The organism is Pseudoalteromonas sp. T1lg65 (assembly GCF_051930985.1).
Lineage (GTDB): Bacteria > Pseudomonadota > Gammaproteobacteria > Enterobacterales > Alteromonadaceae > Pseudoalteromonas.
This window is the reverse complement of record NZ_CP196837.1, coordinates 1,057,615-1,071,261: the sequence shown is the minus strand read 5'-3', so window position 1 is coordinate 1,071,261 and position 13,647 is coordinate 1,057,615. Positions and strand designations below refer to the sequence as shown.

14 protein-coding genes are annotated in these 13,647 nt (G+C 42.0%); 8 read left to right on the top strand and 6 right to left on the bottom strand.

Annotated elements, in window-relative coordinates; all coding sequences use genetic code 11:
- Positions 1-344 precede the first annotated feature (344 nt).
- The 4 genes from ACSLBF_RS04605 (at position 345) to ACSLBF_RS04590 (ending at position 4,398) form a co-directional block, all read left to right on the top strand.
- Positions 345-812, top strand: coding sequence for a hypothetical protein (locus ACSLBF_RS04605; protein WP_440055429.1), 468 nt, complete (start codon positions 345-347; stop codon positions 810-812).
- Positions 813-884: 72 nt separating this feature from the next.
- The gene (locus ACSLBF_RS04600; RefSeq protein ID WP_440055428.1) at positions 885-1,397 is read left to right on the top strand and encodes a hypothetical protein; all 513 of its coding nucleotides are present in this window, start codon (positions 885-887) and stop codon (positions 1,395-1,397) included.
- Positions 1,398-1,544: 147 nt separating this feature from the next.
- Positions 1,545-2,846, top strand: a complete 1,302-nt coding sequence (locus ACSLBF_RS04595) for a DASH family cryptochrome (protein ID WP_440055427.1) — start codon at positions 1,545-1,547, stop codon at positions 2,844-2,846.
- Positions 2,839-4,398, top strand: coding sequence for a cryptochrome/photolyase family protein (locus tag ACSLBF_RS04590; RefSeq protein ID WP_440055426.1), 1,560 nt, complete (start codon positions 2,839-2,841; stop codon positions 4,396-4,398). The genes ACSLBF_RS04595 and ACSLBF_RS04590 overlap by 8 nt, the downstream gene beginning before the upstream one ends.
- A gap of 44 nt (positions 4,399-4,442) precedes the next feature.
- On the opposite strand, the gene ACSLBF_RS04585 is transcribed toward ACSLBF_RS04590, so the two are convergent.
- Positions 4,443-4,838, bottom strand: coding sequence for a DUF3019 domain-containing protein (locus ACSLBF_RS04585; RefSeq protein WP_440055425.1), 396 nt, complete (start codon positions 4,836-4,838; stop codon positions 4,443-4,445).
- On the bottom strand, positions 4,828-5,649 hold the full coding sequence (locus tag ACSLBF_RS04580) for a MipA/OmpV family protein (protein WP_440055424.1): 822 nt from the start codon (positions 5,647-5,649) through the stop codon (positions 4,828-4,830). The genes ACSLBF_RS04585 and ACSLBF_RS04580 overlap by 11 nt, the downstream gene beginning before the upstream one ends.
- Before the next feature lie 214 nt (positions 5,650-5,863).
- On the opposite strand from ACSLBF_RS04580, the gene ACSLBF_RS04575 reads away from it, so the two are divergent.
- The 3 genes from ACSLBF_RS04575 to ACSLBF_RS04565 are packed head-to-tail and all read left to right on the top strand — an operon-like array spanning position 5,864 to position 8,561.
- The gene (locus ACSLBF_RS04575) at positions 5,864-6,874 is read left to right on the top strand and encodes a phospholipase (RefSeq protein ID WP_440055423.1); all 1,011 of its coding nucleotides are present in this window, start codon (positions 5,864-5,866) and stop codon (positions 6,872-6,874) included.
- Positions 6,874-8,052, top strand: a complete 1,179-nt coding sequence (locus tag ACSLBF_RS04570) for a peptidyl-prolyl cis-trans isomerase (RefSeq protein ID WP_440055422.1) — start codon at positions 6,874-6,876, stop codon at positions 8,050-8,052. Before ACSLBF_RS04575 ends, ACSLBF_RS04570 begins: the two co-directional genes overlap by 1 nt.
- The gene (locus ACSLBF_RS04565) at positions 8,049-8,561 is read left to right on the top strand and encodes a hypothetical protein (RefSeq protein WP_440055421.1); all 513 of its coding nucleotides are present in this window, start codon (positions 8,049-8,051) and stop codon (positions 8,559-8,561) included. Before ACSLBF_RS04570 ends, ACSLBF_RS04565 begins: the two co-directional genes overlap by 4 nt.
- 136 nt (positions 8,562-8,697) lie before the next feature.
- Here ACSLBF_RS04565 and ACSLBF_RS04560 read toward each other — a convergent pair whose 3' ends face one another.
- The 4 genes from ACSLBF_RS04560 to ACSLBF_RS04545 form a co-directional block, all read right to left on the bottom strand.
- The gene (locus ACSLBF_RS04560) at positions 8,698-8,886 is read right to left on the bottom strand and encodes a hypothetical protein (RefSeq protein ID WP_440055420.1); all 189 of its coding nucleotides are present in this window, start codon (positions 8,884-8,886) and stop codon (positions 8,698-8,700) included.
- A 59-nt stretch (positions 8,887-8,945) separates the two neighbouring features.
- Complete coding sequence (locus tag ACSLBF_RS04555; RefSeq protein WP_440055419.1) at positions 8,946-9,161, bottom strand: hypothetical protein; 216 nt, start codon at positions 9,159-9,161, stop codon at positions 8,946-8,948.
- Positions 9,162-9,352: 191 nt separating this feature from the next.
- Positions 9,353-10,027 (bottom strand): hypothetical protein, encoded by a 675-nt coding sequence (locus ACSLBF_RS04550; RefSeq protein WP_440055418.1) that lies wholly within the window; start codon positions 10,025-10,027, stop codon positions 9,353-9,355.
- Between the two features lie 18 nt (positions 10,028-10,045).
- Positions 10,046-10,507: a CreA family protein gene (locus ACSLBF_RS04545; RefSeq protein ID WP_440055417.1), complete on the bottom strand. Its 462-nt coding sequence runs from the start codon at positions 10,505-10,507 to the stop codon at positions 10,046-10,048.
- An 865-nt stretch (positions 10,508-11,372) separates the two neighbouring features.
- Here ACSLBF_RS04545 and ACSLBF_RS04540 point away from each other — a divergent pair.
- Positions 11,373-13,604 (top strand): cytochrome c peroxidase, encoded by a 2,232-nt coding sequence (locus ACSLBF_RS04540; RefSeq protein WP_440055416.1) that lies wholly within the window; start codon positions 11,373-11,375, stop codon positions 13,602-13,604.
- The last annotated feature ends 43 nt before the right edge of the window (positions 13,605-13,647 follow it).

The window sequence follows — 13,647 nt, the reverse complement described above, 5'->3', positions numbered from 1 at the left end:
GTGCTGTTTAAATATGCTGCGTATTATAGAGATACTTGCTCCATATAGCAACCTTGAATTAGCACAAACTTATCTGGCTTCATCAGGATGATTCAATCTAAAGACTCAGATAGATAACGGACTAAGTGTTTTACGTTAAGGTGAATTGATGGTTTCTGATGGCTTAGTCTGGATTTCAGATTAAAAAGCGTATTTTTTGTACTTTGGTATGTCAGCGTGTGAGATTTAACTTACACTCAAAAAATAAAATATCTCGCAAAAGTAATTTGTAACTATACTAAAAATAACAGAGGTTAAGTTTCGAGCAAAGGAACCGCTCTTCATCCTATTTTGAAGAGGCGTTTATGAGCATCACTCCATATCAATATCAACTGCTTACCCAATCTCTCGCGAGTGTCCGCCCTAACTTTCATGGCTTTTGTACCAGCTGGTATCACCAAGTCCAAAAGTACAACTTGAATATGCAGATCCCCGACAATGTAAATCAGTTAATCTTGTGGGAACATCAAGTCTTTGAGTTTATTCAAGGTTGCGTCATGCGACTACCACAACAAGCTAACCTGCTGTACTTTTTACGTCAACGACGAGCGCATTTGTTGTACATTGGTACTTCACCAAGAGACTTAGACATATTGCTCTCCACATTTTTTCAAGCACTGAAAGTACAACAAGGTAGAACCTTCACTGCGGCTACCAAAAATGCCTGGAATCGTGCACTGCTATTGATTAAAAACATGCTTAATCATGAACTCTTTTCAGTGACTAACGTCACGACTCTGCATGAGTTCAAACAACAGCAGCACGCCAAGTAATTATTGTGAATGAGTGACTTACCTGAAAAAGCTGAGTAGACTGAAACAAGTTTCTAATCAGTGAGGTAAGTCATGAAAAAAACGCTCTTAACCGTGTCACTTTTAGCTCTGTTGCTTGCAGGGTGTGACTCACTTGAAGACTCTAGAACTCAAGTCGAAACCCAATATCTTGATCAACACCAAGAATTAAAACAAGCGGTAGAATTGATCCGAGCTCAGGGTATTGAGTCGGTGCGAGCAACCGCTGATGCTGGTAGTGTAGCAGCCTGTGTTGCTAAGAATCTTGATGCGGACCCGGTTGGGGCGTTAATTCAAGTTGAAGGCGTACTTCAAGACAGCGTTAACTTAGACCAACTTCTTACTACAATGAGCAGTTTAAGCGACCAAAAAATGGGTCTCGATCGGCTTCCTGATTTACTACAACAAAGCACAGACACACTGCGTTATGTCAAAACAATGCTAGAGGAATATGAGCTGCAAGAGTTAAAAACACAAGCCATCAAAATGCTAGAACAAGGTCAGACTAAAACCGAAAATGTCGGTGAACATTTGCGGCAGCTTATAGAGACTTGCCAAACAAAATAGCCATGGGCGAGATACTCGCCCTGCTCCGCACTTTGACAACAAAATTCATCTTAAGCGTTGTAAATCTTCAATCTAAAGACAGTAGTGAGCTAAGCTACGTATATTCTCGTATAGCTATTAATATGCAACACAGCGCGAGACCTCATTGTGCCTAACATTGGACTCTACTTATTCAATAACGACCAAAGACTGACCGATAATCCTGCGCTTGCCGAGCTTTGCGGTAACGTCGACTTTTTAATTTGTGCCTATTTCGCTCCTGCATCAAAACTTAGCCAAAATAAAGCTCAAATCGATAAATCACCAGCTGCCTTGACGTACCTTAACGGCTCGATATCAGGATTACAGCAAAACCTAAAAGTACAACAACAAACGCTATTTTTATTCTGTGAAAATACTATCAAGGCGGTAGTGGCATTTTGCCTTCGCCATCACGTGACTCATATTGGTAGCAGTTACCACTGTGGCTATTACGAAAAGCAATTAAGTCAGCAACTAAAACTTGCACTTCCTAACGTAGAGTTTATTCAACAACATGGCATGACTCTTTTCACTGAAGACGCGTTACCTTTTACCCTGCCGTCCTTACCGGCAAGTTTTACTTCGTTTCGCAAACAAGTCGAACACTTGACTCTGAGCGATGTGATTGCGAAATGCAAACTGCCAACAATACCCAACTCCGTACTTGATGATGACACGATTAAACAGGTTAAGCTTAACCCCATTGATACAGTTGGTGAATTAGCCGCACATCAGTATATTAAGCAATACTTTTCCACTGTAGCAGCAAGTCAGTACAAGCTAACTCGCAACGCCCTTAGCGGCTCACTTTTTTCCACTCGATTCAGCCCTTATTTGGCCACAGGAGCGATTAGTCCTAAACAGATTGTGCAAGCCTTACGTGAATACGAACGCCAGCAGGGCGCTAATGAGTCAACTTATTGGATTTGGTTTGAACTTCTGTGGCGCGAATATTTTCACTGGTATGCACATAAGTATGGCCACAAGCTATTCTTAAAAGGTGGAATTAAAAATAAGCCATTACTGACAAGCTTTTATCCCGAGCGCTTTCGTAAATGGTGTGTTGGTGAAACTCCGTTCAGATTGGTTAATGCGATAATGCGAGAGCTAAATGAAACGGGATGGATCTCAAATCGTGCACGTCAAATCACCGCAAGTTGCTTGGTTAACGAGCTCCAAGTTGACTGGCGTTATGGTGCAGCCTATTTTGAACAAACTCTGATTGATTATGACGTTGCCGCAAACTGGGGGAATTGGCAATACATCGCAGGGGTCGGAGCCGATCCTCGTGGCGGACGCCATTTCGACATTGAAAAGCAACAAGCATTGTATGATCCAAATAACACTTACACTGACCAATGGTTGGGGAACAAGCCCAACACAGCCCCTTTAGATAGTATTAGCATGGTGGACTGGCCAAATGAATAATAACAAACAATATCAAGGTATTAGACTTATTCTAGGCGATCAGTTAAACCCGAGCCACAGTTGGTTTGAGCAACCCAATGCGAACTACCTGTATGTGATAGCCGAGCTGCATCAAGAAACAAATTACACTAAGCACCATATTCAGAAGGTGGCGGCCTTTTTCAAGGCGATGGAAAACTTTGCTAATGCGCTGAAAAAAGCAGGATTTGAGGTATTGCACCTGACTCTTGATGATACAGCAGAGCACCATACATTAGCTGATTTGTTCGATGCGCTGATCCAACAATTTGGCGTCAAACGAATAGAATATCAGCGACCCGATGAGTACCGCCTGTTTAGCCAGTTGATGCGCTATTCGCCTGAGGGGATAGCAGTACAATGCGTCGATACAGAGCACTTTTTACTGCCCTTCTCAGAGCTCGATAACTATTTACGTGCTGGAAAGCATACCACCATGGAACACTTTTATCGTAAGTTGCGTAAGCGCTTTAATATCCTTATGTCTGCTGACGGTGAACCAGAAGGTGGACAATGGAATTTTGACTCACAAAATCGCAATAAGCTAAAACCTGCTGATTTAGAAAAGGTGCCAAAACCATTAAGCTTTACTAACGATATCTCAGCTATTCTCAATCGATTACAGCACCACAACATCACTACCATTGGCACAGCGTCATCACAATTACTTTGGCCGGTCACTCGTACGCAAGCTCGCGAGCTATTGGACTATTTTTGTCAGTATCTTCTTCCTCATTTTGGCCGCTTTCAAGATGCCATGACTTGCCAACATCCCAGTAGCTGGTCCTTGTACCATTCTCGTTTATCGTTCTCAATTAATATCAAAATGTTACATCCAATGCAGGTAATACAAAGTGCGATAAACGCCTATCAAAACAGCGACAACATTGATATTGCGCAGGTTGAAGGGTTCATTAGGCAAATTCTTGGATGGCGTGAGTATATTAGAGCGGTTTACTGGTTGAATATGCCGGATTATGGCAATCGCAACGCACTTGAAGCAGTCAATAAATTACCGCACTACTTTTGGTCTGGCGATACAAAAATGCGCTGTTTGCAACAAGCGATTAGCCAAAGCTTAGAATACGCCTATGCACATCATATTCAACGGCTGATGGTCACGGGCAACTTTTGTTTGCTTGCTGGCGTCCACCCAGATGAGGTAGACCAGTGGTATCTGGGTATTTATATCGATGCGATAGAATGGGTCGAGATGCCTAATACTAGAGGAATGACGCAATTTGCCGACGGTGGCATAGTCGCGACTAAACCCTACGCGGCAAGTGGAAACTACATTAATAAAATGAGTGATTACTGTAAGCACTGCGATTATGACGTTAAGCTAAAGTCTGAACAGAATGCCTGTCCACTCAATAGTATGTATTGGCATTTTATGGAGCGTCATCGCAAACAGTTTGGTCAAAATCATCGCATAGGCATGATCTATCGTAATTGGGACAAGCAAACTGAAGCTGCCAGAAAAGCCACACTAGAGCGTGCACAATGGTGTATTGAGCACTTGGAAGAATTGTAATAATTGGGTGTTGCTAGATCACTTCGCAACACCATTTTGCGCGATTAAAATAGCCGCCAGCGGCGTTTTTTAACTCTCACTTTGTGCACCCAGTTTACTTCAATGGTTGTCACTGCGAGTACGTCTCTTTGTTGTTTAGAAATTAACTCGTAGCTGACACTCTCTTCAGAACCAAACTCAAACAGATATTCAAAACTGGTTACATTTGCCCAGCATTGCAATATTTTCTTCGAACCGCTCTCCCTGAGGCAGTAATCACCTACCTCTGGTGCGTTGACAGATAGAGTTACATCGGCATAACAAGTTCTGCCTTGGTTCAAAGCTACACACTTGTTTGGTACCGCATTTAATATTCCTTTACTGATGTCATCAGCCTGACTTGAACTACTAAAGTAAAGTAAAGCTAACAACGCCATCCATGACCAGCGCTTAAAATACATACTTCACTCCAGTAAAGAAAACTTTAGCATGACGAGTACGTACCAGTGGGCTGTCTAACATACTTTTGGCGCCCACCAACCAAGAAGCACCAGCACTAAACACCCAATCTTGCGCGATAGGATAGTTTAACTGTACTTGCGCAAAAGCTGATGAAGAACTACCTGATTCATAAGGCGTCAGAAACTCGTTAGCTTCACTTTCAGTGACGCCATAATAGTAGTTATGGAAGTTATGCGAGTAATAATTTGCGCCAAAATTAAACCAGAGGTCCCAGTTTCTCAGTTCGAAGTTGCGAGTCGTTTCAATGTGAAAAACCCAACCATCGGTTTCACCAAAAACGTCGTAAGCGAGTTCAATAACAGTTAAAAACTCTCCCACTCTTTTGTAATACGCTAACCCTAAAGAATTATCCTGCTCGCGTTCACGAATACCTCTTAATTGCGGAGAAGAAGACTGAGATCCATAGTAGCCGCGTTCAGAAAAAGGCACCATATAACTGCCATATATAGCATCAATGCCCCATCCATCTTCAGCAACAATTTGATAACCAATGTCTGAGCCACCAAAAAAATCACCGGAGCGCGTGTCTAGATAAAAGTTTTTGTATTGGGCTTTGGCATCCACTAACAACGTGGCACTGCGAAATTCAGAGCTAGTTCCAGTAAGTCGAGGCATCTGCATATCAACATAAAATGCGCCCACACTCAACTGAAAGACAAACTCGTCTTCATAAATTTCTTCAGTGCCTTCATCACTTGCAAAACTCAGCCAAGGCAATAGTAAAAAGGCAATTATTATTAGTTTTTTCATAGCTAAATCAGCGCTTAATTTTTGTGCCGAAATTGAACCCGAGATCATACCTGAGCTCTTTGACAGCAACAAGTCAATTATAATTATTAAATAAAAACTCTACATTTAACATTTTGGTAATCAAAATTTAATATCGATAAGCTTGAATCTGTCTTCCTAAAACCTTCGCTAACAAATTTAGGCGATTCAAATACATATAATTAAGAGGAAACGCATGCTTAAATATCTGCTCCCTGTTGCTGCCATAGCCGCGACATCTGAAACCGTCGCATTCAGTCAAGAAACACACAAACGAATTGTTATTGATGCGGTTAATTACATGGCTCAAAACCCATCACAAACCCAGTATGCAAAACTACGAGCGTATGCTCAAGCTAATGGCCTAACTGTCCAACAATTAGCTGAACTGTTAGGCCAAGCTGCCTATGATGTTGATGACTTTGAAGATACGTTTTTGTGTGGCGCTATAACTGGTGACTGTGTTCAAGCACCGCTTTGGGGAATGGCAGAAAGTATTGTCAAATATACTAGCTATTGGCATTTCCAAAACCATACCAGAGGAGCCGATAGCCATGGCAACGATTTTGGTGGGTACAACTATGACAAATTGACAGTGTGGGGAGACGTAGATAACTTAGCTGCCACTTGGCTAAAAGGGGACTATTTAGACGATGGCCATGGTGGGGAAACTGGCTGGTTTAGTGCCGACGACAGTGAGTACAATAGCTACGGTATCACCGAAAAAAATTACCGTCTTGATAGCCACTCAAGTTACAGCATGTATGATGATTTTGAAGAAATGCCATTTCAACCTATTGATAACCTTGGTCAATACTGGTTTCAAAGCTATTTACAAAGTGGCAATCCACAAGTTTTAGGGTTCGTATTTCACACCACAGACTTATTGCAACCACACCACACTTGGACGACATCAGCGAAAAACCATGCAAGTTGGGAATCTTGGGTCAAGGATTACTATGATCAAGAAAACCTGAACAACTTTACTTTGGTCTCACAAGCGATGGCTAACTTTGCACCATTAAGCAGCACTGACAGTGACATTCGCCCGCTATTAACACAAGGCGGAGCTTATTCGTACGCTCAAGGTGGTATCGTGTTAAATTCAACCGATCACTACGACCGATTAACGACCGCAAAACAGGTAATTCCAAATGCCATTGCAATGGTCGTTCACTTGCTTAACCACGCGATGGTTGCGAGATAATGAGAGTAGTTTGGTTATTTTTGGCAAGCTGGTTTAGCTTGCCATGTTATGCAGTCGATACGGTCAGTACCAATCTAGTCAAGCTTGCTCAGAAGTTATACGTTGAGCAGCGAGAAGAAATATCTTTCGAGGAAGCAAAACAAAGGTTATTAGAAAACCAATTTTTACTGGTACAAGCCAAATTACATAATGAAGTCATACTGACTCGCCAATCTGAAGTTGGGTTTAGTACTGCCTATCATGTAAATAAGTTTACAACTTCAGCATTAAAGCATTGGTTCCCTGTACTAGACAAAGAGACTGTTTCGAAAGTAGCTCTGCCACTCACGAAACAGCAGCTCGTCAAGTTGTTAGGCAACTATCCCGCGGATGGAAAATACTCAGAACAGCAAATAGAACAGTGGCAGAATGTGACTCTGAGCTCAAATCCCGTCATTACAGTTGCAGAAACTATGCTGAGTCAATCAATGCAAAACCGCTTCCGATTACATCAAGGCGACATTGGGCTACTCAGTGCAATCGTGTCTCAACAACAGCATCAAGTCGACATTTTCACAAAAGCCAAACCGTTATTACGAAAACAAGGGTTGACCATAGCACAAATCAGACAACTGGCTACTGGTGAATTACTACGCCCAGAAATGCTCGCGTATTTAGGGCTAAAAGACGAAATGCACGGACAAAGAAGTGACTATGTCAATCACCTAAGAGCAGCTATTCCGCTAACGGCAATTCAGCAATTTTACCGTAAGCACCGCGACTCTTTTCGCTATGTAAAACAAGTTCAAGCGCAGGGCTACTATTTCGATAAGCGTGAAACAGCACAAGCTTTTCGTCAGTTGGTTGCACAACAAGGGTGGGAAAAAGCATTGATGACTTATAAACCAACACCTATATGGAGAAGCAACGACATCACCCTCACACGAGCAGATAAACCTATGTGGGAAACACAGCTTGCGTTTAGCAGTGAATATGGTTCTTTATCGCCAGTAGTCCGCACACCACATGGACGCTGGGTTGTGCTGTTAAGCCACACACCACAATACGATTACTACGATGCCACAAGTGAAACAGTGCGCTATCAAGCATTGAATGCATTGACCAAACAATTTGCACAACGCGCCTATAAGCGGGCCTATCAACAATGGGTAGCCAAGCAGAAGGAGCAAGTTTTATGAAGTATTGGCGCGCAATATTGATAGTATTATTGAGTGCCGCAATTGCCAGTTTTATTTGGGCATTCTGGTCAATCGTCTGGGAACAAGGCACTTCCAGCGTTGACTTATCAAATACCATGCCGCATAAAAATGACAATACCGTGAAGCACACTGAATTAGCAGAGCTAAACTTTGAGCCGAGCACTCCGGTAATTAACCCTATCGATTCAATAGCCATAACAGATCCGGAATATCTACCGCCGATTAATCAAAACAAGCAACAGACCGAAGGCTATCAAGGAGACTTGGATGACCATGAAAATTACCAGCGCTATCAGGCTAGTAAAGAAGTGGCATTAAAACAGGCTTACATTGAAGCCGTTGACGGTAAAGTCGAGAAACTTGAAGCGCTGTTAAAAAAAGGCATAGAAGCTAGGCTTCCTGAAACGCAATTACAAGAAGCGAGAGATAAAATAGCAGGGTTACGTGAAATGCAGAAACAATTACAAAATGAGTTAGACAACAAATAAAAGCCTGTGTTGATAAACTTACACTAGTACTCGCCCTAAAAGCCGCTAAAATATTAACCACGTTTTGTATTTCTACAAGAGTTGCCGCCAAGTTTATACAAGTTTAGCGGCAACTCTTAATTTTATTCCAATTAACTTACCAGAAGATGCACTGACGTTTTCCTTCAGGTACAGTCCAACAGGATGCATCTGAATTACAGTAGTTTACACTTTCACAATAAAAGGTATCACGACCACCGGCTACCTGTGGTGTTAGGCCAGATGCAAGACGTTTGCTGTTTGGGCTTAATTCTTTAATTGATTTTTTATTAAATTTTAATTTCATTTTAAATACTCGTTTTAATACTGATTTTAAGTCGATCTACTAAACAAAATTATAAAATCTTAAAAACGACCACAATAGTTCACGTCAGTTTCGTTCCAGATCCAACATTTATGGCCTCCTTGAGGAATAGTCCAACAAGCGCCATCTGAATTACAAAAATCTACACTTAACGTTGTACCAGCACCGCCCCCGACTTGTGGCGTCATACCTGAAGGTAACGCTTTATTAGTTGAGTTGAGTTCTTTTATTGATTTCTTATTAAACTTTAATTTCATCTTAATTATCCTTATATTTTTACAAAAGGCTACAAGCTAACTTACACCGCCTTTCTTGATTATTATTTGCAGACCATAAATATTGGTTTTTAATTTTATTAAAATCACACTAGCCCGCATAGAGCATAAAACACTATACTGATTAAACTTTCAATACAGAATGATAAAAATAAAGGTAAAAAATTACAACATTAGTTATTTTTAACGTGTAACGTAACTTCCCCACTTGCGATTAGCGGATTAGCCATAACCGCATTAATAATAATTTCTTGCTGTCCACCTTGGTAGCTATCAATTATTTCTTCTAAAATCGCTTTTGGAGTACTTGGGTTTTTAACTAGCATTAAGTTGATTGGAAACTTCCGTTTAAGACTCAGGAAGGTCAGTGTATTTCTATTCGCATTAGGGTTTCCGGCTATATAAACTTCCAATACATCACCATGTTCTGGGAAGTAAGAAACCAGTTCTTCAAGCCGAGCCGGTGGAGTATTTGGGCTTTTCGCTTGTTCTAATATTTGCACTTGTCCATATAAGCTCCACACTAAATACCCAGCAACAAACAGGACTCCAAACCAAAGTAGCAGATGTAAATACATTATGGATTTTACTAACCAATCGACATACATTTTTTCTCTAAAAGTGCGTAATTTGAAAAAGAAATAGCTAAAAATAGCGCTAAATAAAAAGACCAGAAAACAAGTCAGAAACAGCATACCCAGTCCTTTCATTTCGCCCAAAGGAGAAATCGAAATATCATGGTAAAACTGGGCAGACATGGAAAATAAGGATAGATAGAGTAATACCGCTAAAAAGAGTGAAATACCGCCTGACTTACACAATAAAATGAGTTTATCTTTAAGTTCCATTCTACCCGTCCGTTTAATTTAGTTTTTCTCAGTTGAATAAGCCTGAGTTCCCCACAGAGGCACTGTTGATAGGCTGTGTTTAAAACTACCGGATGTTTCTTTAGTGGTATACGCGACGTACATCAGTGTTTGATTTTTTGCATCAAAGATACGTCTGACCTTCATCGACTTAAAGAAGATACTTTTAGACTTTTTAAACACCACTTCCCCAGAATCACTTTTATCTATCTGGGCAATCATCGCTTTGGTAATTTCACTCGTTTGTCGACAAGCAATTGAACTATCGCTTGGATCTGCAAGGCTCAGATTGTCCTCAATACTGGCGACATGGCAAGTCACGCCGGTGACGACCGGATCAACCATAGAGTCGAGTTTGATGTCTTTGAGTGTAAATAAGCCCAGTGATACATCCCCGACTTCGCTGTCTGAGCATCCAACCGTCATCAATACCATAAGAACTGACGCAATTAATCTTTTCATTACCTTTTCCTGATAGTTTTGAAGTAATTCCCCACTACTTTAAAGTACAAGCACAAAATAACAATAGAAAACCTGTATCAACATAGAGTCAGTGTTCTCATCTTTGTGGTGTCAGCAATGGATTAAAAACACTCACAAAACATTACTGAGAAAATAACGTATAAAAGGGAATTGTAAGCAATGACTATGATAATCTGGTCCGCTCCCATTGCGTTTACGCTGATCCTGAGTTGAAATCGGATAGTCGCATGCAAAAGGCTGAGAAACCTGGATAGCAATTAACTACGGCAGTGATTTGTTTAATCCTACTAAGTCACATAGCTCGTTACGCATGGCATGGGCCAAAGACGTCGTAAAACCGTTTATGTTGCTGGAAGCACTCGCCAAAAGTCTGGTTAAAACGTAATTCAAGAACATTTCGACGCTAGAGCGCGCACCAAATCGCTAGGCTTACATATCTGGCTTTTTTAATTTTCCAACTCATACACTCCTTCAATCCAGGAAAATCCACCAGCACCTAGGTGCAAATCAGTTACTGCTACACCACCAAGCACCTTAACCTTTATTTAACCTCTGTTTACATACATTCAATGCTAGTTTGCAATTTTTTCCCGCCTACATCGATTTGCTACGGGTTATTTGCAAGCATCTTGGTCCGAATTTCGTCGACCGGGTGTTTACTTGCCATATTCAGTTTGGTCCTTATAACAATACAAACATTGTGACCGTCATCGTATTTGATGTGACTGGAATTAAAAGTTGGCTGAGTAAGTGTTGATGAAATTGGTATCTCAGTGAAAAGCTGGACGGTCATTCCAAAATGACACCGTCATCGCTTTGGTACAACAAGTAAAGGAAAATCAACATGAAACGAACTCTAGTAGGTGTTACCGTCGCAATTGGCTTCGCTACCCAAGCGTTAGCCATTCCTATCCCAGATAATGTCGATGACGAATTGACAAAACTGATCGAACAACATGGCTTGACGGGTGATCCCACGCAAGGTGTGCAAATTCCTGATGTTTCTAATCCCGAAGTGCAGTTGGGTAAGCTACTATTTTTCTCAAAAGCGCTCAGTGGTAACAAAGATGTCGCTTGTGCCAGTTGCCATCACCCCTATTTGGGTGGTGGAGATGGCTTATCACTGGCAGTGGGAACACTTGCTGAGGACGAAGATATACTAGGCCCCGGCCGTAAAACCATTACCGGTGAATTTTATGTTCCTCGAAATACTCCGACCATTTTTAATGCCTGGGTGTATAAAAGAGGACTATTTAGGGACGCGAGAGTCGAATTTTTGGATTGGTTGTCACCTGAAAAAGGTATCAGCACCCCCGATGTCCCCTACGGAGAAGCCGATCCAAAAGCCGGTGATAGCCTGCTCGCAGCTCAAGCTCGGTTTCCGGTCATTACCGCCTCGGAGATGCGCGGCTTTGAATTTATGAAAGGACAATCCAACGAAGCGGTTAGAGCCCATTTAGCGGCAAGGATTGGTGATTATGGAGACGCACAAGGTGAGTTGTTTAAGAACCAGTGGCGAGAGAAATTTGAAGCGGTATACGGCAATAGTGGCACAGATGAGGTGGTTACCTTTGCCAATATCACCAAAGCTATCGCTGCATATCAACAATCTATGAATTTTTCTGATAATCCTTGGAATCGTTATGTGAAAGGAGACAAATCAGCCATATCAGAATCACAAAAACGTGGAGCCTACTTGTATTTGCATATGCCACCACCTCCCTCTGATGGCGGCGGTCCTCCGGACTATTTGCCGACACAATGTATTGGCTGTCATAACACCGATACTTTTACCCAAACCAAGGGCTCGAACTATCACAGACTAGCTTTTCCGCAAATAGGACCAGGCACTGGCACTCCAGGAAATGAAACCAACGATTTAGGCCGTACCCATAGAAATGGCAGTGACGCGGATCTCTTTAGTTTCCGTTCTGGCACCTTACTGAATATTGAGGTAACCGGCCCATTTGGACACGCTGGTAGCTACGATACACTCGAAGAAGTCATGGAACATTATGATGATTATCATCCCATGCTGACTGAATACATTGAGGGCAAAGGATGGTGTGAACAGCCACAATTTAAGGCACTGGAAAATTGTCAAAGTCTTTTCCCTGATACTCGTTATAACACCGATCAGGCAGCCAAAATTGTCGATGATGAAATTGCTGATGGTGCACCTGTGTTACAACCTCTTGGCTTATCTGAGCAAAGCAAAGCCGATCTCGTGAACTTTATGAAAGCATTAACTGACCCTTGCGTTAAAGATGCCGCGTGTCTAAAAGCTTGGATACCACAACCTAATGAAGGCGATCCCGATAGACTTCAGCTGCGTGCTAAAAACTATCAAGGAGTACCACTATATCTACCAGCAAATTGTCGTGAGGGAGATACCCTAACATCGAGTTCAAAACTCAATCCAGATCAGGGCGAGTGTATCTCAGGAAAAGCGCATTACCTATTCTTTGATGTCGAACAAGACAATACCATAGTGTACGTCAGTACCCGCGAAGGTCGTGGCAAGCTAAAGTTATATTACCACCCAGAGCAATGGGCAACTCGGGCAAATGCAATGGCGAACTCAACAGGAACAGGCAGTGAACAAGTACTAAAAATCACTGCAAATAAAGGCAGGCATTATGTGAGTGCAATCGGGCAAGGGGAATATCAAGGTGTTTCTATTGCATATGGACAGCAAAGCGCGTTGCTAGAGCTCGGAGAGAAACCGTTAGCTATCACCGATCAATGTCAGACCCAAGCCCCTATTGGTTATAGCGAACTGAAATCAGGCGAGGCTGTCTGCACCATTGCTGGTGACGGTTACTATTATGTCAACGTGACCAAACCGAATTCGACCTTAGAAATACGAACGCGTCACGGCCGAGGTGATACGAATATCTACACCGCAGCATTGTGGCCGACACGACAATACCATCAATTTGCCTCAACACGTGATGGCAATGATGAATACCTCAAAGTGGAGAATCCTCCAATTGGCTGGTACTTCATTTTAGCTGCCGGTGATGGCGCTAACCAAGGTGTATCGATTCAAGTAAACCTCTCCACTAAGGAGTAAAAAACCGTGCCCTAAGCCAGCGTCTCCCCCCAAGGTTTCGTTG